This window comes from Microcoleus sp. w2-18bC1 (assembly GCF_036700365.1).
Taxonomy (GTDB): domain Bacteria; phylum Cyanobacteriota; class Cyanobacteriia; order Cyanobacteriales; family Microcoleaceae; genus Microcoleus.
In genome coordinates, this window is the sequence record NZ_JAUBOS010000021.1 from 48,597 (window position 1) to 68,797 (window position 20,201).

Annotated in this window: 13 protein-coding genes; 7 read left to right on the forward strand and 6 right to left on the reverse strand. The window is 47.7% G+C overall.

Annotated features, from left to right (window positions below; all coding sequences use genetic code 11):
• Positions 1 to 24: 24 nt before the first annotated feature.
• Entirely contained in the window at positions 25 to 1,974 is a 1,950-nt protein-coding gene (locus tag QT979_RS13875; RefSeq protein ID WP_333310598.1) for an adenylate/guanylate cyclase domain-containing protein, read from the forward strand.
• A gap of 38 nt (positions 1,975 to 2,012) precedes the next feature.
• Positions 2,013 to 2,798 (forward strand): DUF928 domain-containing protein, encoded by a 786-nt coding sequence (locus tag QT979_RS13880; RefSeq protein WP_333310600.1) that lies wholly within the window; start codon positions 2,013 to 2,015, stop codon positions 2,796 to 2,798.
• A gap of 50 nt (positions 2,799 to 2,848) precedes the next feature.
• Here QT979_RS13880 and QT979_RS13885 read toward each other — a convergent pair whose 3' ends face one another.
• Complete coding sequence (locus QT979_RS13885) at positions 2,849 to 3,628, reverse strand: biotin/lipoate A/B protein ligase family protein (protein ID WP_333215873.1); 780 nt, start codon at positions 3,626 to 3,628, stop codon at positions 2,849 to 2,851.
• Positions 3,629 to 3,772: 144 nt separating this feature from the next.
• Between QT979_RS13885 and QT979_RS13890 the strand changes: the two genes are divergently transcribed.
• Entirely contained in the window at positions 3,773 to 4,099 is a 327-nt protein-coding gene (locus tag QT979_RS13890) for a thioredoxin family protein (protein ID WP_015177073.1), read from the forward strand.
• Positions 4,100 to 4,325: 226 nt separating this feature from the next.
• Positions 4,326 to 5,540 carry an LL-diaminopimelate aminotransferase gene (locus tag QT979_RS13895; RefSeq protein ID WP_333310602.1) on the forward strand — a complete coding sequence of 405 codons (1,215 nt, stop codon included), beginning with the start codon at positions 4,326 to 4,328 and terminating at the stop codon, positions 5,538 to 5,540.
• Positions 5,541 to 5,927: 387 nt separating this feature from the next.
• Here QT979_RS13895 and QT979_RS13900 read toward each other — a convergent pair whose 3' ends face one another.
• Positions 5,928 to 6,326, reverse strand: coding sequence for a hypothetical protein (locus QT979_RS13900; RefSeq protein ID WP_333215869.1), 399 nt, complete (start codon positions 6,324 to 6,326; stop codon positions 5,928 to 5,930).
• 127 nt (positions 6,327 to 6,453) lie between these two features.
• On the reverse strand, positions 6,454 to 7,260 hold the full coding sequence (gene surE / locus QT979_RS13905) for a 5'/3'-nucleotidase SurE (RefSeq protein WP_333215867.1): 807 nt from the start codon (positions 7,258 to 7,260) through the stop codon (positions 6,454 to 6,456).
• Positions 7,261 to 7,555: 295 nt separating this feature from the next.
• Here surE and pheS point away from each other — a divergent pair, with 295 nt between their 5' ends.
• On the forward strand, positions 7,556 to 8,560 hold the full coding sequence (gene pheS / locus QT979_RS13910) for a phenylalanine--tRNA ligase subunit alpha (RefSeq protein ID WP_333215865.1): 1,005 nt from the start codon (positions 7,556 to 7,558) through the stop codon (positions 8,558 to 8,560).
• 223 nt (positions 8,561 to 8,783) lie between these two features.
• Here the strand turns inward: pheS and QT979_RS13915 are convergent, their stop codons facing one another.
• Both QT979_RS13915 and QT979_RS13920 read right to left on the reverse strand, forming a co-directional pair.
• Complete coding sequence (locus QT979_RS13915) at positions 8,784 to 9,230, reverse strand: hypothetical protein (protein WP_333215863.1); 447 nt, start codon at positions 9,228 to 9,230, stop codon at positions 8,784 to 8,786.
• A gap of 792 nt (positions 9,231 to 10,022) precedes the next feature.
• Complete coding sequence (locus tag QT979_RS13920; RefSeq protein ID WP_333310605.1) at positions 10,023 to 13,547, reverse strand: response regulator; 3,525 nt, start codon at positions 13,545 to 13,547, stop codon at positions 10,023 to 10,025.
• 1,156 nt (positions 13,548 to 14,703) lie between these two features.
• Here QT979_RS13920 and QT979_RS13925 point away from each other — a divergent pair.
• The gene (locus QT979_RS13925; RefSeq protein WP_333215625.1) at positions 14,704 to 14,949 is read left to right on the forward strand and encodes a hypothetical protein; all 246 of its coding nucleotides are present in this window, start codon (positions 14,704 to 14,706) and stop codon (positions 14,947 to 14,949) included.
• A gap of 321 nt (positions 14,950 to 15,270) precedes the next feature.
• Positions 15,271 to 15,894: a GNAT family N-acetyltransferase gene (locus QT979_RS13930; protein ID WP_333215627.1), complete on the forward strand. Its 624-nt coding sequence runs from the start codon at positions 15,271 to 15,273 to the stop codon at positions 15,892 to 15,894.
• Positions 15,895 to 16,589: 695 nt separating this feature from the next.
• Here QT979_RS13930 and QT979_RS13935 read toward each other — a convergent pair.
• Positions 16,590 to 20,201 (reverse strand): Ig-like domain-containing protein (locus tag QT979_RS13935; protein WP_445304783.1); only part of this gene is annotated, 3,612 nt, incomplete at its 5' end.

A 20,201-nucleotide genomic window follows, 5' to 3' on the forward strand; every position in this document is an offset into this window, starting at 1 on the left:
CTCAGGGTTGAAACACTAAATTTTATGCCCCAATTCTTTAAGAGAATTTATCATAAATTTGCGGAGGGACTTGGGAAAAATTTAACTCATTTATTCCCCAACGCTGGCTTGCAACCTGTTGCTATTATCTGGATTGTCGTGACCGGAACTCTATTGGGAGTGAGGCATTTAGGCGGGTTGCAGCCACTAGAATTAAATGCTTATGACCTCATGGTGCAGTTGCGCCCCGATCGGGGCCCTGACCCCAGGTTGCTGATAGTTGAAATCACCGATCGGGACATTAGTGCTTTAAACAGATGGCCAATTTCCGATCGCGTTTTAGCAAAAGCGATCGCCGAAATAGCGCGTTTGGAACCCAGAGCTATTGGTCTCGATATAATTCGTGATATTCCCTACGAACCGGGGAGTGCAGAATTAGCAACTCAACTGAAAAACCCCAAAGTATTTCCCATTACCTTCATCGGCTCCTTAAAGTACGATCGAGTCCAGCCACCTCCCAACATACCCGACCAGCGGGTAGGATTTAACGATTTGTATCTCGATCCAGATGGTATAGTGCGTCGTAATGTGATGTCTATTGGTGATGGTAAAAACACGTTTTATTCATTTCCCTCCAGGCTAGCTTTTGCATATTTTGATAGCAAAAAAATAGAATCTAAAGCCACAGAAGACAATGAATTTATAGTAGATAAAACAGTATTTTATAAGTTACGATCGAACTCAGGAGGTTATCAGAATATTCCTGCCCAAGGCTATCAAATATTGCTCAATTACCGCTCTCCTAAAAAGATAGCAGAAACCGTGACCATAACTCAAGTTTTGGAGGGCAAAGTTGACCCCAAATTGGTAAAAGGTAAAATAGTCTTAATCGGGGTGACAGCCCCAACTGTAAAAGATATTTTTTCTACCCCTTACAGCGCTACTAAAAACGGTAATATCCCGACGCCTGGGGTATTAATTCACGCAACGGCTACCAGCCAAATTCTCAGTGCAGTTTTAGACGGCCAAGGGCTATTTTGGTATTGGGATGAATGGCAAGAAATCCTCTGGATTGTGGTTTGGAGTGCAGTGGGTGGCTGTTTAGCTTGGCGGCTAGAAAAAGCGCTGAATTTGATCGCGATCGCGATCGTAGCTTGCGGCTCATTATTCGGATTCACCTTTTTCCTCTTCCTACAACAGGGGTGGATACCTCTAATTGCTCCAGCCCTTGCCCTTTTAATCACCGCAGGAGTCGCAGTTACCTATAAATACGAGCAGTCGAGACAACAGCAAGGGATTGTGATGAAATTATTAGGACAACAAACTTCACCCGCGATCGCAAATGCCTTGTGGAAAGAGCGCGTCCATCTGCTCGAATCAGGGTTATTGCCAGGTCAAAAAGTTACTGCTACGATCGTCCTCACCGACGTGCAGGGTTTTAGTACAATCTCCGAAAAACTCGCGCCAGAAGTAGTAATGAGTTGGTTAAATGAGTATTTATCAGCAATGGCCCAAGAAGTCCAAGCACATCAAGGGGTAATTAATAAATTTACCGGAGATGGAATGCTGGCAGTATTTGGCGTACCCATTCCCCGCACCACTGCAGAAGAAATTGCAGAAGATGCTCGCCTTGCCGTATCTTCCACTTTAGCTATAAGTTCGCGCTTGCCAGAAATGAATCAAAATTGGCTTGATCGCGGTTTACCGACTGTAAAAATGCGAGTAGGCATCTTTACTGGGCCTGTGATGGTGGGTAGTCTGGGAGGTACAACCCGTTTAGAATATGGAGTGATCGGCGACAGCGTAAATATTGCCTCTCGCCTGGAAAGCTGCGAAAAGGATCGGCAAGAGGACACTTGCCGGATATTGATTGCAGAAGAAACCTTTCTGTATTTGGCGGACAAATTTGAGGTAGAATCTTGGGGACCTTTACCGTTAAGAGGCAGGGAACAAAAAGTTAATGTCTACCGGATTTTGGGAAGGAAAAAGAAATAAAAAGAGAGAATATCTCCCTACAAATTCATGGAGTTAATATGAAAACAATTACTAAGTTTATCATCAATCTGATATCAGTTGGCTCAATAGTATTGATAGCCACACTTAACATTTCTCAATTGGCAGTTGTGGGACAGCCCCAAATAAACACACCTGACCGCCCACCCAACCCTATACCGGGAGGGCCGCGCTTCATTCCGCCTACTGAAGATATAGATAATTGGCCCCCCACTCAACCGAGACGGCCTGTGCGCGGTGGCTGCGCGAGCATTAGTCAGCTAGGTCTCACAGCCTTAGTGCCTAAAAATAAGATCGGACGGACGGTTTCCGACTATCCAACATTCTTTTTCTACTTGCCTAAAACAGAGGCGGAATCAGCAGAATTTATCCTACAAGATCAAAACGGCAAGGAGATTTATAAACAGGATCTCACAATTAGCAATTTATCAGGGGTGATCGGCGTTAGTATCTCCGCTAACAAAAATGTGCCGCCCTTGGAATTAGGTAAAAGTTACCGTTGGAATTTTACAGTGATTTGCGATTCTCAAGACAGATCGAGCGATCAGATCGAAAGCGGTAGTGTACGGCGAGTTGAACTCAGTGCAGATATCCGCAGTCAATTAGAGAAGGCCGATGCGCGCCAGAAAACGGTTATTTATGCTGAAAATGGGATTTGGCAAGATGCCCTCAGCACCCTAGCTGCGGCTCGCCAAGCCAATCCTAACGATGCAGAATTAGCTGCTGATTGGGAAAGCTTGCTAGAGTCAGTGAAATTGGGCAAAATTGCCAAAGAGCCGATCGTTGAAATTGAGCAGCAGCCATAGATGAGTTTTCCGATTTTAGATTGGCGATTTTAGCGAGATACCCGACTTCTTCAAGAAGTTAGGTATCTAGTATCTAATATATTTTCCTTCTTCCTTCTTTTTTCAACATCTGCTATATCCTGCCATTCCTGATCCGAAAGCGGCTGCACTTTCAAATCAATCTCCAAACAGCGACAAGCCGTCGCACTCAAAACATCAATTACAGTGGCAATCAAATTATCCCCTCCTTCAGATAGAGGTAATTGCACAGGAATTAATTCCTCTTCAAACACTTGAGAAAACAAACAAACATCCGGCTGCAAACGCATCGAACCGTGCTGCAAAATAGCATCACCCCGTCGCAATTGCGCGCTACCAATTAACTTGCAGCCATCAGCGGTAACTAAATCCGCACCCGTCGCAGTACCAAAACAATTCGGATTGTGAATATAACCCCTTCCCGCTTCCCCGTATTGCAAATCCAAACCCATCGCCCTCCAACCCTCAATCAAAAACTCGCAAATAGTCTGATAAGCTTTCATACGGCTGCTTCCAAATCCCGACGCCACAACTGCATAAGTTAAATCCCCTTGATGCAACACTGCGCGCCCGCCGCTGGGCCTCCTCACCAACTCCACAGGCATTTTCTCCCAAGACAACTGCTGCCAAAACTCCGGCCATCGGCGCTGGTGGTAGCCCAAGGAAATCGCCGCCGGTTGCCAGGTGTAAAATCGCAGAGTTGGCGGATGTTTGCCCGCTAGATGCTGTTCCAGTAGCCATTGGTCGATCGCCATCTGCACGCTACCAGACGCCGACAACAGTGGAATTAAACGCCATACAGAATTAGCCATCCGTCCCCAGTCCTGAGTTTGCACTCAATAATTCACAGAATGTTTTAAAATTAGTAACAGTTTTTTGGGCCTGTCTTCTAAGTTGGTGCAAGTTTCACGCCCGCCGGTGCTTTAGAAATAAATAGAAAAAATAATCGCAGAACCATGAGCAACAGTGTAATTGTCATTAACGACGAAAAATTTGAAACAGAAGTCCTGAAAGCAGAGCAACCAGTGCTTGCCTATTTTTGGGCTAGTTGGTGCGGGCCTTGCAAACTGATCGCGCCTTCGGTAGACTGGGTGGCGGCCAACTACAGCGATCGGCTGAAAGTGGTTAAAATGGAAATTGACCCCAATCCTAATACTGTCAAGCAGTATAAAGTAGAAGGAGTTCCAGCTCTCAGGCTGTTTAAAAATGCCGAAGTAGTGCTGTCTCACGAGGGAGCTATTACTAAACAAACTTTGGTCGGTTTGCTCGACGCTCACTTATAAAGTTTGGAAATGATTCGGGAGTTTCCAACTCCCAACTTACAACTATATAAATCGCAAATATTTTTTTAACATCTCTCTTTTCTCCTCGATATTCCTCTCTGACTCTGCGCCCTCTGCGCTCTCTGCGGTTAATAAAAAAAATCACAAACTCAATAAAAATGCCATATAAAAAATAATTGATATCAAATAAAAATATTCCTTAAAATTCCCCAAAACTATAGAAAATATGCAATTTGCTAAACGTTTAGAACCACTGCAATTTAATGTATTTGCCGATATGGATCGGGCAAAAGCTCAAGCTAGAGCAGCGGGGCAAAATGTGATTGACTTGTCTCTGGGTTCTTCGGATTTGCCGGCGGCTGCTCATATTACAGATGCGATCGCCCATTCTCTGTCAGACACCAGCACCCACGGCTATTTGCTATTTAACGGCACAAGAGATTTTCGGGAAGCAGTAGCTATTTGGTACGAGCAAAAATTTGGAATTGTAGTCAATCCAGAAACAGAAGTGCTGCCGTTAATTGGTTCCCAAGAAGGCACGGCCCATTTGCCTTTAGCTGTACTCAACCCTGGAGATTTTGCTTTGTTGCTCGATCCGGGCTATCCTTCCCACGCGGGCGGTGTGCATTTGGCTGGCGGTCAAATTTATCCGATGCCGATATTAGCAGAAAATGCGTTTTTGCCGATATTTGAAGATATTCCGACAGCAGTGCTGGCTGAGTCGAAGATGATGGTTTTGAGCTATCCTCACAATCCTACAACTGCGATCGCCCCGGTTGCTTTTTTTGAGAAAGCTGTGGCTTTTTGTCGAGAACATCGGCTGGTTTTAGTGCACGATTTCCCTTATGTGGATTTGGTGTTTGACGATCGCAATTCTGCAATTGAGGCGACTGGTAACGAGGAAGAATATCGAAAATTGATGGCCCCGTCAATATTTCAGGCGGATCGAGATAAGAGTGTGGCGATCGAGTTTTTTACACTATCCAAATCCTACAGTATGGGAGGTTTTCGAGTCGGATATGCGATCGGCAATTCCGAACTAATTGCAGCGCTGCGACAGGTAAAAGCCGCAGTGGACTTCAACCAATACCGAGGGATTTTGAATGGAGCGATATCCGCATTAACAGGCCCTCAAGATACCGTCAGAACCAGCGTAGAAACCTTCAGAAAACGGCGGGATGCCTTTGTAAACGCGCTACAGGGCATCGGCTGGCAAGTACCCGTACCCCCTGCCACCATGTACGTCTGGGCGAAACTGCCGGAACCTTGGGCCAATGATTCCGTGAAATTTTGCACTCAGCTAGTACAGAGTACAGGAGTCGCAGCTTCCCCCGGTGCCGGTTTCGGGCAATCAGGAGAAGGCTACGTGCGATTTGCCTTAGTCGAGTCGCCAGCAATCTTGGAAACAGCAGTTAGAAAAATTGCTGAGTTTCTAAATTGAGCGACGTAATCTGTCCCAACTTAACCCGAAACACCCTCGTGATATCGTTTCCGGTTGCATCGGAATAATAAAATCGAGTCAACAGTTAACACTCAACCATTCAGTTTTTCGACCCGCCCGTCAACAGTCAACAGTCAACAGTCAACAATAATTCCGGTGCAACCGGAATTGATATGAGACTTAAGCCCACCAGACTTGAGCTTTGAGGCCGGGGTCAAAACCCCTGCCGGACTGGGGTTTTGACGTTTTTGGACACAGGAAGAAGGGCACGGCGTCTAAGTGCTTACCCGCAGATCAAGATGGATGCAATTGCTAAAATAGTGTGATTTATACCTAAAGGAATAGATATTTGCACGCAGTATCTGTCACAATCTTTTTTAAGAAATGTTAACGTGAGACATCTTGGGAATTACCAGTTCCGCTCACCCACTCTAAAAATCCTTGCAGTGAATTCTGTCGGAGTAGCGATTGTTCCGTAGCGGCGAGCGCACACCCGAAAAAGACCACACTGCCCAAAATTGCAATCAGCGGCAAAGGCTTGCCCAGCCCAAAGTCCCGCTGAAGGCGAGCTAACGGTCTGCTCTCGCGCCTGAGCATCTTTCCCACCGTCAGTTGTTTGAGACTAAAAGGATCGCGCACAAAATGACCGCTCCAGCTAATTACCATATGAGAATGACAGTGGGGACAAGTGAATAGTCCACTGACCATCCCGACTGGGCCTACGACGCTAGAACGGTTGCAGATCGGGCAAGTGACAGAATGAGTGTTATAGGTAGGAGCGTTCATAACTGTTTTTCTTGAGTAAAAAAAACTAACAAGTAATTGGGAGCCTGTGTTAACGCCAAAGGTATAGACCTTGAGAGGCACTTTTCCTTAATTCCTAGTTTACCGCTCCGATCGGGTCGATCGGAGCTCACTGCTTGGGAAAACCTTCAACTTGCCAATCCCGCAACGAGTGCAAGTCTGGAGCACAGGTGAGATTATATTGCAAAGGAGTTACGGTTATTCTGTTGTCGCGAATAGCTTGTACGTCTGTAGGAATATCATGCGGCACCGCCGAATCGGCGATTTCTTCTACATCTTCTAACAATTCCCCAGCTAGCCAATAATAAGTTTTGCCGCGCGGATCGGTGCGCTTTTGAAATATGTCGAAATAGCGGCGAATGCCTTGACGGGCGATCGCAACTCCGGTAATTTCTGCTTGTGTGACTGCTGGTATGTTGACATTCAACAGCATCGGTTTCGCCATTGGCTGTTTTTCCAACTGTGCCAGCAAGCTGACAGCGAAATCCACCGCCGGCCCAAATTCCTGCGAAGTAAAGCTGGCGAGGCTGAAAGCAATGCTGGGAATCCCTTCCATAATTCCTTCCATTGCGGCCGAAACCGTACCCGAACAGATGATATCCGTGCCTAAATTGGGCCCGTGGTTGATACCGGAAAGAACAAAATCCGGCGGTTTGTCAAGTAAAGCCCACAAAGCAAGTTTCACGCAGTCGGCGGGAGTACCCGAACAGGCCCAAGCTTGAACTGCGGGATCAAAAATAGATTCGACAATTTCGGCGCGGATGGGTTGGTGCAGAGTAAGGCCGTGGCCGGTAGCGGAGCGCTCTCTGTCGGGACAAACTACACTCACATCGTGGCCAGCGGCGGCGAGAGCGTTGGCGAGGCTGCGGATGCCTTGTGCAAAGATGCCGTCGTCGTTGCTAATTAAAAGTTTCATTGAAATTTTTATAGGCCTTATAGCAATCTTAAACTAAATTCAACTAGGGCGATCGCTCTAACATCCAATTACCTATTACAAATTATCCGTAACTGCCGAAAATCTAAAATCTAAAATCTAAAATCTACAAGCTGTCGAGCCAAAATTGCGCTAAACTCAACTTGGCCCAAAACTGCCATCAATCTAAAATCTAAAATCTAAAATCTACAAGCTGTCGAGCCAAAATTGCGCTAAACTCAACTTGGCCCAAAACTGCCATCAATCTAAAATCTAAAATCTAAAATCTAAAATCAAAATGACTGTCCAGCTAAGCGACATTGAAACTCAACTAGAAACCCTCGGTCAAGAGTCCAAAAGTGCGATCGCCACTGCCAATACCCTCGAACAACTCGAACAGTTGCGCGTCGGCTACCTCGGCAAAAAAGGCCAACTCTCTCAAATTTTAGGCATGATGGGCAAACTGTCGCCAGACCAACGGCCCAAAGTAGGTGCGATCGCCAATACAGTCAAAGAAGCCCTGCAAGCCGATTTAGAAGACAAGCGCGCCGCCCTCCAAACCGCCCAAATCCAAGCCAAATTAGCCTCAGAAACCCTCGATGTCACCATGCCGGGGATTTTTCGCCCCCAAGGCCGCGTTCACCCCTTAAACGCCGTCATAGACCGCGCTCTCGATATCTTTGTCGGCCTTGGATACACCGTCGCCAACGGCCCGGAAATGGAAACAGATTATTACAACTTCGAGGCGCTGAACACACCGCCAGACCACCCGGCGCGGGATATGCAAGATACATTTTACCTACCAGGCGGCAACTTGCTGCGGACTCAGACATCATCGGTGCAAATTCGCTACATGGAACAGCACAAACCGCCGATTCGGATTGTCTCTCCTGGCCGCGTTTACCGCCGCGATACTGTTGATGCTACTCACGCAGCAGTCTTCCACCAAATTGAACTTTTAGCCATTGGTGAAGGTCTCACATTTACTGACTTGAAAGGCACAATTAAAGAGTTTTTGCGGCAAATGTTCGGGCAAGATTTGCCGATTCGTTTCCGCACGAGTTACTTTCCGTTTACCGAACCTTCTGCCGAAGTGGATTTGCAGTGGAACGGCAAATGGCTAGAAGTTTTGGGCTGCGGAACCGTCGATCCTAACGTTCTTAAAGGAGTCGGTTTAGACCCAGAAAAATATACTGGGTTTGCTGCAGGTTTTGGGGTCGAGCGGTTCGCAATGGTACTTTATGAAATCGACGACATTCGCCGGGTTTATGCTAGCGACTTGCGTTTTTTGCGACAATTTTAAACAAGGGCTTGGGGTCGCTTACACGAGCCATCTAGAGGTCTTGGTCAATGTACATCAATCTTTCAGTTTCAAGTAAGTAAGTACAAATAAACATCACTTGGGGAGAGGGCGGGTTCTGCAACGATGACTCGCCCTTACTGTAGATAAGCCCTAAAGCCGCCCTTACAAGCCCCTGCAAGATATTATTGTTTTTTTGCGCTTACCTACTTAATTAATTTATTGTCTAGTTGCTAAAAACACCCTTGATGCTGTCAACAGCGCTCTCGACAGCATTCTTGGTATTATCTACTGCTTTCTGAGTCCGAGCTGAATCTTCCGATGCTCTTTTCTCAATTGTGGCCGCATCTTTCTTAGCTTTGCGCTCTACTACACTACCATCCTCCGATGATCGATCGACTTTAGCAGCATTTGTCTTGGCAGTTTCCTTAACTTTATCTTCTGTATCTCGGATGAAGTTCTTGGCTCGTCCAGCATCTTTGCTGGCTTTTTCTTGAACCGCATCGCCCGCATCTGCTGCTGCGATCAAGTTTACAGCAGGAGAGGCCATTGCTGCGGTGTTGGAGAAGAACGCACCAGACCAGACGAAGGCCATCGCTGACACGCAAAGCACAGTTGTAGCCATCAAGCGCCCGACAGTCGAAAGCCGTTTCGTAAAAGAATTCAGTTTCATACAATACACAATCAGATATGACATTACTATTTCTAACCGATCAGAGCGCTCGGCTGAACCGTTCTCTAGAGAGAGGTTATCCGCCGACCAACCGTTAAAAAATTTCCCTCTTTTGATAGATGGACGCAAGGAATGTCAGTCAATTTTAGATTTTAGATTTTAGATTTTAGAGTTGAGTCCCCACCCGCCCTTTGGAAGCTTGAACTTTGGTGAGTAGATTGTAAATTTTAGATTTTAGATTAAACAATTGATATCCAATCTGTTAGGAGCGGAATTATTCATATATCTCTTCTCGACCTCTGCGTTAATCTGCGTCAATCCTTTGTCATCTGCGGTTAATAAATTTTCTTTTTTTTGACCGCAGATGAGGGCAAATTAACACAGATTAACGCAGATGAATGACATCAATTCCGGTTGCACCATCCATAGGTAATTGTTGATTTTTGACTGGATTGGACTATTCCGATCCAACCGGAATTGATATGAGTCCACAACCGGAGCGCAGAGCCGCGCTTAAGTAGGTACGAGGGAAAAATAATCTTTATGCAACTAAACATTAACTAGCGTGATTCAAGTTAAATTTAACACATTGTTTACGGCTAGTAAGTAGGTGCGACTATCAAGCTATCATCAATCGGGCGATTGTTTGCATAAAATATCCCTTCTAAGGATTCTTTCACGGAGTGACAACCGCTTTGGGCTACATACATATTTGGCAGCTAATCTACTTATTTAGGAATAGGTTGTTCCAGAAATAGTGCATGGGATATCAACATATAATACTTATAATGACTAATCACAATTTAGTAAAAAAGTCAATACCGTTTCATCAATTCCCTTTAGTTTCAAAGGCTTATATTTAACAATGCGATTTTCCTCAACATAATCTGCCACCGCCGCCGAAATTAGCACCGTGTTTGGTTCCGTCACCTCTTGCAAGCGGGCGGCAATATTCACGCTCGGCCCGATCGCAGTATAATCCGATCGATCAGGACCGCCAAACATCCCCACCACCGCAGTACCCTGGTGAATTCCGCAGCGAAACCGCACCGGAGGCACGCCATTTTCCCCAACAATTCCCTGCTCCAACCAGCCCTTGTTAAGCTCCTTCAGAGCTTGCAGCATTTGGCCAGCAGCAGCCACAGCGCGGCGTACTTGCTCATTAGGGGTTAGTTCCTCCGGCGCCCCAAAGAAAGCCATTACCGCATCTCCAACAAACTTGTCCACGGTACCGCCACTGTCAAAAATAGCCTTAGTCATTGCCGCCAAATATTCATTTAACAGCTCAGCTACCCGGCGCGAGCGCAGCGTATTTGCCATTTGAGTAAAACCGACAATATCGCTAAACAAAATAGTAATCAATCGCGGTTCTGGGCGCAAATCCAAGGCCAAATCTCCAGCCGCTGCAGCCTTCACCATCGCCGGTGGCAAAAATCGGCGCAGCACCGACTCAGTTAAATAACTGTTCAACTGCTGCACTCGGCGCTCGTTTTGTTTGAGGGCGATCAAATTCCGCACTTCCGCCAACAATTCTCGATCGTTAAAAGGCTTAGATAAATAAGCATCTGCACCCCTTTCTACTCCTTCAATTCGAGTATCTTCGTCGGCTTTAGCGGTCAGCAAAATTGCCGGAGTTCCCTGCAATTCCTCATCCTCTCGAATCATCCGAATCAAATCCAATCCCGAAATCAAAGGCATCATCAAATCAGTTATAATTAAATTAGGGCGACGTTTTTTAGCTACCGCAAATCCTTCTTCTCCGTTGCGCGCCAACAAAACTGCAAAGCCGGCATCTCGCAGAATTGCCGACACATAAAAGCGCAAATCGGGATTGTCGTCAACCACCAAAACCGTTCCCACTGCTGTTTCTGATTTGATCGCTTGGAGCGCCTCTAAATTATGATTTTCAGCCTCATTTTCCGACAACTCCGCCTCCACATCTGCCAGTTCAACCGCAGCTTTCGATGAGTGAAACTCTGCAGGTATTTCTAGTACCTGTTCCGGGGGCAAGTGAGTCGAACCGAAGTGCAGCCAAACGGTAAAAGTAGTACCTTCGCCGTAAACTGACTCAACTGAAATTTGACCGCCATGGAGTTCGACTAATTCTTTGACAAGTGCCAAACCTAAGCCGCTGCCTTCATAGGAACGGCTAGCTGAACCTTCGGCTTGGCGAAAGCGCTCGAATAAATAGGGGATTTGTTCGGTGCGAATGCCGATACCAGTGTCTTTTACTTGCAACAAACAGTGAGCGCCGGCAGATTCAACTTTCAGAGTGATAGTTCCGCCTTCTGGGGTAAATTTGACAGCATTTGACAGCAGGTTGTAAATAACTTTATCAAATCTTTCCAAGTCCAAATAAAGTAAAGGACATTCTTGCAGTTGGGTAATTAAGTGCAGTCCTTTTTTCTCGCAGTAGGCGCGGAATGACTCTGCGGTAGAGTAACAGAAACCGACTAAATCGCAGGGGCGAAAACTTGGCTGCATCCGTCCAGCATCGAGCCGCTGCAAGTCCAGCAGTTGATTTACCAAGCGCAGGAGGCGACGGGAATTACGCAAAGCGATTACGGCTTGTTCGTAGGGTAAGTCTTCTTTGCGTCTACAAGCTGATTCCAGAGGGCCGATAGTTAGAGTTAGAGGGGTGCGGAACTCGTGGGAGATATTTTGGAAAAATTCGGTTTTGAGCCGATCGGCTTCCAAAAGCCTTTCTGCCTGCTGTCTGGTAGTCTGGTAGAGGCGCGACTGCTGCACGGCTAGAGCAGCTTGAGTTGCGACTATTTGAGCCAGGTCAATGTCTGAGATGTTCCAGCGGCGGATGCTGTGATTTTGGCGCAGGGAAATGCTGCCGATGATTTTGCCTTCTGAGAGTAAGGGAACGACTAACAGGGCGCGGGCTGGCGATCGAACTTGCAGTTCTGTAACATTTAACTCAGGGTGTTCGTCGAGATCTTCGATCGCCACCGGCTCTTTTGATACCATAACTTGCAACAACAGCGGATTGCCTCGAATCGGCACCAAAGACTGTGGCAAAGAAGGATGGGCAAAAACCCAGGCGCGAGTGTTCTCAGCAGCATCACCAGAAGCCGTCTCGTAGCCCAGAGAGTTCACAACTACTTCTGGATTGTCAATAAAACCCTGTTCTACAGCCACGGTATCCCTATCTGTGTCGTATAGCCCCACGCATTGGACGTATTCATCATCTTCAGTCCACAGAGATAGGGCGCAGCCGTCAACTTGCAAAGCTTGGCCGAGTTGTTGAGTAATGGCTGCAAAAATATTTTGGGGATCGAGACTCGATCGAATTGCCGTAGTAATAGTATTGACTAAGGCCTCGCGCTTGGCCAGCGCCCGCACCTGTTCGTAAGCCCGGGCTTGAGAAAGCGCCAAAGCCGCTTGGTCTGCCACCGTAATTACCAACTGTACCTCGTGGTCTTGCCACTGGCGCGGTTCCTCAAACTGGTGCAGCGCCAAGACTGCCATCAGTTCGATTTTGTAAAACAGCGGTACGATTAAGCTCGATCGAATATTCGCAGCTTCGTAAGCCTGCTGTCGTTGCTGATTATCCCAGTTTAAAACTCGATCGTCAGTTTGGGCATCTTGAATCACCTCCACATCCAGAGTTTCCCAAACCAAATCCGGCAGCAAATCCGGGGAGAGTTCGACAGCAGAAGCATCTCCGGGCGTGACTTCCTCATCGCCCCCCAAACCTTTAGTTTCTGCCTTCTGGTAAACGAACCACTCATCGGCCACCCGGCCGTCTTGGAACGGCCGCAGCAGACAGCAACTCACCTCAAACATCTGCCCGACAGTTTCCACAATTCTTTGCAGCATTTGCTGGTAATTGGGAGCCGATCGGATAGTATTGGTAACGGCATAAAGCAGCGATTCTTGGCTCAAAGCACGGCGCAGTTCATTGGTGCGCGTTTTCAGAAGATTGTGAGTCTCAACAGCTTGACTGACAAGATTGATTAGCTCTTGAGCATCCCAAGGCTTGGTAACGTATTTAAATACTTTGCCAGCGTTAATAGCTTCAACTAAATCTTCAACATCCGTATAGCCAGTTAAAATAATTCGGATCACGTCGGGGTACTGAGCCGCCGTCAGGCTGAGAAACTCCGTACCGCTCATTTTTGGCATTCGCTGGTCTGAGATAATCACCGCAACTTCTCCCTCTTTTGCCAAAATTTCGAGCGCAGCGGGGCCAGATTCGGCTCTGAGCACTTTGTAGTCTCGATGAAAGGTGCGGTAAAGCAAGTCGAGGTTATCCGGTTCGTCATCGACGATCAGAATTTTTAGCTTAGGATTTTCTTGGGAATTCATGCACCGTTCTCCTGTGCCCCGGGGCTGTTCGATTTAATAAGTCTGATCAAATGAAGAATTCGCCGATTTAAATTGCTGAAGTCATAGCATTTTCGATTTTCGATTTTCGATTTTCGATTGCGAATGACTGATGACATAAGGGTTGGGATTTTGCCTAGAGTGCCATTATTTCGGGAAAAAGGTATCACAATAATTCGTCGATATGAAGTTGTTGTGAGTGTGAGAGGCAAGCATCAACCTTGAGTTTTGATGTCTGGGTTTTCAATTCGGAATTCTTCTGAGCCACAGTTATCTGTCGTGCACCCCAATTTTATTATTTAATGATATTCACATAAACTCGTCTCCCGATAATTTTCCTTCCCCCCCTTACCTTTATGCAGCCGGAGAGCAAACACAAATCTGGCTATTTTAACTGCCGTCTGGATTTCTCAGAATACATAGGAATAACCGTCCTGATTGTGAGTTGATTTGCCAGATTTATGTTTGCTCCTGGCTCCTGGGACTATTTTATTTGGTATGTGAAAGCTGCCCGCAGCAAGATAGAATAGACAACCAACATCTTCGCCTGTGTTTTTTCCCACAAGTAATAGCAACTTTAACAGTCAGCCAAGGATACCGACCACAATCAGGCGCCGAGCCCCTGACTGATATTCGGGGGTGGCCCACAGACCACAGAGGTGTCTGTGGGAGTGACGCAATTGCTGTACCATTTTAGTTAGACTTGCACTTTTTTCCCCGATCTCGGCATTTTTTGTGCGTCCTGCAGACCAACGCCCAAGCCAATTACTGCAGCGAAACACCGCAAGCTCGAGCATCCATCTGTTAATCTTAGCTAGGGATGTACTCTGTGGAAACCGATCAGTCGATTTTAGATTTTAGGTTTTAGATTTTAGATTTACTCCACAGATGAATCGGGGAGCTTGAACTAGGGTCTAAAATTTTGATCGGTCCCCGACGAGTGTCGGTGGCTTGTATCGGTTTTTGGGCAGGGTCAATTAGCTCGATCGAGGTTTTTAAGGTCTCATCGCGCGCAGCAGAGTATCGAACCGACGGCGAAAACCCCTGCTGACTGTTTCCAGGCATCCAAATTTAAATTGGAAGTTGGGAAAGTAGCCCCTAGCTCAACAGGTAAGGCCGGTTCCATGGGGGACGGACGATGGATAGCCCAGAACTGCTGAAAACTAGGGTGCCAAGCCGGGGGGGGCGGCGGCGAACATCCGACGCGCGATCGTACGCGGTGTTAGTATGGTCAGTCGTGGAGTTTTTCTACTACCGCTGGACGGATAAATTATATTCGATCGGGTATTTCCGTAAGCAGAGATCGGTAGGATTCCGGGAACCTGATGTTAAAACCTTTGTGATTGTTTTTAATACCTTGCCCGCTAAGCTGTCGCGCATTTAATTTGTAAGCTACTGTTTACTTAAACTCTTCTGATGCCGGCGGAAAGCCAGGGATCAAGCTTCAATTTAAAGGCAAAATAGCTTATCCACAAATCTAGTATTAGGGGATGAATTTTATTTTTTCATAACTAGAATATTAAATGATAAAAATTTTCTGTTTACCTCAAATTGTACTTAAAGTCAAGCACCAAAAAATATAATTTAATCGGGCTCATAAACTATGCCTATAAGTTAGGTTATAAGATCAGTATAACATTAGTGAATTTTCTAAGAGGGTAGCTTAGAAACCCGCGTAAAAAAATTAATATAGTGGCCTGGCATTGTGAATCCTTCATTTTTTTCCTCACCATCTCACCAACAACAAACTCCCGGACTTTCTGGTTTTTCGATCCGGGTCGCTGTGCCCAACGACTTAACGCAGCTAGCTGATATTTTAGCCATGAGCTTTCACTCCCGCGAGGGGTTGGTAGAATGGGTGTATCCAGTGTTGCGTTTGGGCATTTACGAAGATTTAAAAAATCGACTGCGTTCTAAGGCAGAACATTACATTTGTCTGGTTGCTGAGCTAGTCTCGCGCGAGGAGGGAACACAGAATTATCGATCGCACCGAACTCAGCGTATGGCAGGAACAGTAGAAATGGCTTTGCGTTCTCGCTTTCCTTGGCAAATCCCTAGTTCTGACTATCCTTATTTGTCGAATTTAGCCGTTCACCCGGATTACCGGCGGCAGGGAGTTGCTCAACAATTGCTCAGCAACTGCGAGGAGACCGCCAAAGAATGGGGATTTTCGGAGATTTACCTCCACGTTCTGGAAAATAATCACCCGGCGCGACAGTTGTACTATCAGGCCGGCTATCGCTTGCAACAGGTGGATTGGAATTGGACTGGTTGGCTGTTCGGCCAGCCGCGCCGCCTGTTTTTACGCAAGCAGATTTCGCTATCCTAAGCTAAGTATTTGAATTGATCATGGGGAATTGGGGCTTCGCCAAGAAAAAGGAAAAAATAGCTATCCGTGTATCTTGTACTTCCGAATTGTGGATCAATGGAATGGGAATGGGGAATTAGTGATAAATTTTAGTTTGCTCTTAATCCCGATCGCGCAACACAATAAAATTAGTCCGATCGAGCGATTAAAAGGGCGGGTTTTTGAGATTTCAATTATTGGCAGATATTTTTCGTGAACCCGCCCCTACCGTATTAGGCGTAATCGACCGGACATGATATTATATCAAATTCGGTATCCTCATCCGGCGTAAAAACCAGTCAATAATCACGGAATGTGCAACAAAAATTAATCTAATTAATCTGCGTTAATCTGTGTTTATCGGCCTGTATCTGCGGTTGAAAAAACATAATTCCTTAACCGTAGATGACAAGGAATTGACGCTAATTCAAGCCGATCAAGATAATCGATTCATGAATAATCCCGCTGCTAAAAAAAATGATTATACCAAATCCGGCTTGAATACACCTTTATTTTTTAGCATTTTAGAGAGGGACAAAAGGCAACTGTAAGAGCGATGTCAAGGGCTGAGTGCAACAAAGTTTCTAACCCGGATTGAGTAGGGTGAGGAACGCCACAGCAGTTCTGATCTGCTGTGGCGTTTTGTTCGCCAGAACAGGAGACTTTCGCCGCCAATTCTAGAGTTCAGAGAGATTTGGTAGGAAATCCGAGGAGCCGATCGGCCCGTTAACCCCAACCAGATTTGCTAAAACCCGATCGGTTCCAGCTACTCGCAGCAACGTACCGTTCGGAGTGGTGCTAAATTGCAACTGCTGGAAACTCAGCCCGTCGGTCAAAACAAACTTATCGACGCCTACCTCGAAGTTAATGACAGTATCAGTGCCGCCCTCACCATTCAACACATATCGATCGCTCCCAATACCTCCAATTAAAGTATCTTCGCCCAAGTCGCCAAACAGCCAGTCATCTCCAGCGCCCCCATTGAGAAGGTCGTTATCTTTACCACCAATCAAGGTATCGCTGCCAGCATCTCCGTTGATAGTATCTTGGCCTTCGTTGCCGTAAAGCAAGTCATCGCCCTCACCGCCGTTGATGCAGTCTTGCTGGTCGTTGGCGGCCACCGAGACACCCCGGTTATCAGCACGATCGCCATAGATGGTATCGTTGCCCTCGTCACCGCAGATCTCATCGCTGCCGTCACCGCCGTAAATCAAGTCGTCACCCCGATCTCCGTGTATGAGGTCGTTAGCTTTGCCGCCGTAAATCAAGTCGTTGTCTTCACCGCCACTGATAGTATCGTCACCCTCATCGCCGAACAGCACATCAGCACCGATGCCACCAAAGAGCAAGTCCTGGCCGCCAACATCTTGAACTCGACTTCGAGCACCGCCGTACATGGTGTCGTCGCCGCTGTCGCCCACAAGGGTATCAGAGCCAAGTTCGCCCCAAATCAGGTCATGATCTTTGCCACCCCAAACACAATCATTGCCTTTACCTGCTTGCACGGTATCATTACCGTGACCGCCGCCAATGATATCGTTGCCACCGTCGGCAAAGATTAAGTCTTGTTCCCCGATATCCCCGATTGACTGGGAACTGCCACTGTCGCCGAGCAGAGTATCGGCTCCTTGGCCGCCGTAGAGGGTATCGGACCCTAATTGACCGTAGATGATGTCATTGCCTTTACCTCCGTAAGCGCGATCGTTATCTTTCCCTGCAACCAGCGTATCGTTGCCTTGTTGGCCGTTGAGGAAGTCGTTACCGAAGCCTCCGTACAGCAAGTCGCGTCCCTGGGAGTCGCTAGCCCTTTGGTCGCGGATGCCCCCAAACAAGCTGTCGGAGCCGATGCCACCAAACAACGTATCGGAGCCGAGTTCGCCCCAAATTAAGTCATTTTCTTTACCTCCAAGGGCAATATCGTCACCTTTGCCGGTATGGATGGTATCGTCGCCCTCGTTGCCGTTAATCAGGTCTGCACCGTTGCCTCCGAAGATCAAATCGCCATTGTTCTGAGCACTGCTGGAGTTATCGTTGCCGTTGTCTCCCAAAATCGTATCGGCACCTAGATCTCCAAACAGGCTGTCAGAGCCTAAGTCGCCGGCAATCCAGTCGTTCTGTTTGCCTGCAAATACGATATCGTTGCCCTCGTCTCCGTAAACAATATCGGTGTCAATGCCCCCAAAAATCGTGTCATTGTCTTCGTTGCCGTAAATTTCGTCCGCGCCGTCTTCACCTAAAAGCAGATCGTTGCCTTCAAAACCGAAGATTTTTTGGTTGCCTTTGGTGTCTACGATCAAGTCATCGCCGTCGGTTCCTTTGGTGGTTTGTCCCTCTGAAAATTGTGAAATAGGCCGGACAAAGCCAACTGCGGGTGGTTGCTGCGGAGGCGCAAAGTTAATTCCCGGTTTTTCAATAATGGGCGAACATTGACAGTTGGTATCTGTTTCGGCGATCGGATTTGAGATGATCGGCGATGCCGGCGTGGGTGTGGGTGTAGGTATGAGTGGGGGAACTGTTCCAACTGGCCTCAAGATAGCAGCAACAGTAGCGCTAGCGGGGCTGACTTTGCCGAGGTTGTCGGTGGCGGTGTAGCTGAAAGTTGCTCCGTTAAAGTCAACTGTGGCTACGAAAAATAGTTGTCCTATTTGTGCCGGAGTCAAAACTTGACCGACTGTCACGGGTATGTCGCCGTTGACTGAATCTGATAGGAACAGGACTCCTTGGTTGGCTGGGGGGACTCTGGTGATGGTGTAAGAGACGATCGACCCATCGGGGTCACTTCCTCCCAATCCCAACACCTGCACGATGCCGTTAGTCGGAACCGTGAAGTTAACATTGTTAATCGATGGCGGTTGGTTGGAAGTCGGGGAGATAGCGGCAACTGTAGCAGTGGCGGGGCTGGTAGCGCCGCTGTTATCTGTGGCGCTGTAGCTGAAATTGGCACCGGTAAAGTCGCCGGTGGATTGGAAAAATAGTTGTCCTATTTGTTCCGGTGTCAAAACTTGACCTGGTGTCACGGCTACTCCGCCGTTGGCTGGATCTCCTAAAAACAGGATTCCTTGGGCCGCTGGCGGTAGGGTGTTGATGGTGTAAGAGGCGATCGACCCATCGGGGTCACTTCCTCCCAATCCCGGCACCCGCGCGCTGCTGTTGGGCTCTACCGTGAAATTAGCATTGTTGGTTACTGGCGGTAAGTTTAGGGGATTTGGTGTGGGAGTTGCTCCTGTGGCACCGAGAGTTGCGGTAGCCAGGGAACTGGTAGCGCCGTTGCTATCTGTGGCGCTGTAGCTGAAAGTTGCTCCGGTAAAGCTACCTGTGGATTGGAAAAATAGTTGTCCTAGCTGTTCCGGTGTCAGGATTTGACCTGGTGTCACGGGTACGCCGCCGTTGGCTGGATCTCCTAAAAACAGGACTCCTTGGGCCGCTGGCGGCAGGGTGTTGATGGTGTAAGAGGCGATCGACCCGTCGGGGTCGGGGTCGCTTCCTCCCAATCCTGTAACTAACCTGCTGCTGTTGGGTCCGAGGCTGGAGTTGGCATTGTTGGCAACTGGCGGTTGGTTGTTCGTTGGAGTTGGAGTTGGTGTGGGCCCTATCAGTCCAGCCACACTAGCGGTAGCGACTGGACTGATAGCACCGCTGTTGTCTGTAGCGGTGTAGGTGAAATTGGCTCCTGTAAAGTTGCCCGTCGTTTGGAAAAATAGTTGCTGCAACTGTTGAGGAGTCAGGACTTGACCTTGTGTCACTGGTACACCGCCGTTGGCTGGATCTCCTAAAAACAGGACGGCTTGGTCTGGTGAGGGCAGGGTGTTGATGGTGTAAGAGACGATCGACCCATCGGGGTCGGGGTCGCTTCCTCCCAATCCCGTGACTAACCTGCTGCTGTTGGGTCCGAGGCGGGAGTTGGCATTGTTGGCTAATGGCGGCTGGTTGTCAGTTGGAGTTGGAGTTGGTGTGGGAATTGGCGAAACAGGCCGCAAGATAGCCGCCACAGTAGCGACAGCGGGACTGGATGCGCCGCTGTTGTCTGTGGCGCTGTAGGTGAAATTGGCTCCTGTAAAGTTGCCCGTCGTTTGGAAAAATAGTTGCTGCAACTGTTCTGGAGTCAGGACTTGACCTGGTGTCACTGGTACACCGCCGTTGGCTGGATCTCCTAAAAACAGGACTGCTTGGTCTGGTGAGGGCAGGGTGTTGATCGTGTAAGAGGCGATCGACCCGTCGGGGTCGCTTCCTCCCAATCCTGTCACTAACTGGCTGCTGTTGGGCCCGAGGCTGGAGTTGGCATTGTTGGC

Coding starts and splice junctions, on each gene's coding strand:
- QT979_RS13885 (WP_333215873.1), bottom strand. CDS start 3,628: ATGGCTAATTCTGTATGGCGTTTAATTCCACTGTTGTCGGCGTCTGGT.
- QT979_RS13925 (WP_333215625.1), top strand. CDS start 14,704: ATGGATAGCCCAGAACTGCTGAAAACTAGGGTGCCAAGCCGGGGGGGG.
- QT979_RS13900 (WP_333215869.1), bottom strand. CDS start 6,326: ATGAACGCTCCTACCTATAACACTCATTCTGTCACTTGCCCGATCTGC.
- QT979_RS13880 (WP_333310600.1), top strand. CDS start 2,013: ATGAAAACAATTACTAAGTTTATCATCAATCTGATATCAGTTGGCTCA.
- QT979_RS13875 (WP_333310598.1), top strand. CDS start 25: ATGCCCCAATTCTTTAAGAGAATTTATCATAAATTTGCGGAGGGACTT.
- QT979_RS13895 (WP_333310602.1), top strand. CDS start 4,326: ATGCAATTTGCTAAACGTTTAGAACCACTGCAATTTAATGTATTTGCC.
- QT979_RS13890 (WP_015177073.1), top strand. CDS start 3,773: ATGAGCAACAGTGTAATTGTCATTAACGACGAAAAATTTGAAACAGAA.
- QT979_RS13920 (WP_333310605.1), bottom strand. CDS start 13,547: ATGAATTCCCAAGAAAATCCTAAGCTAAAAATTCTGATCGTCGATGAC.
- surE (WP_333215867.1), bottom strand. CDS start 7,260: ATGAAACTTTTAATTAGCAACGACGACGGCATCTTTGCACAAGGCATC.
- pheS (WP_333215865.1), top strand. CDS start 7,556: ATGACTGTCCAGCTAAGCGACATTGAAACTCAACTAGAAACCCTCGGT.
- QT979_RS13915 (WP_333215863.1), bottom strand. CDS start 9,230: ATGAAACTGAATTCTTTTACGAAACGGCTTTCGACTGTCGGGCGCTTG.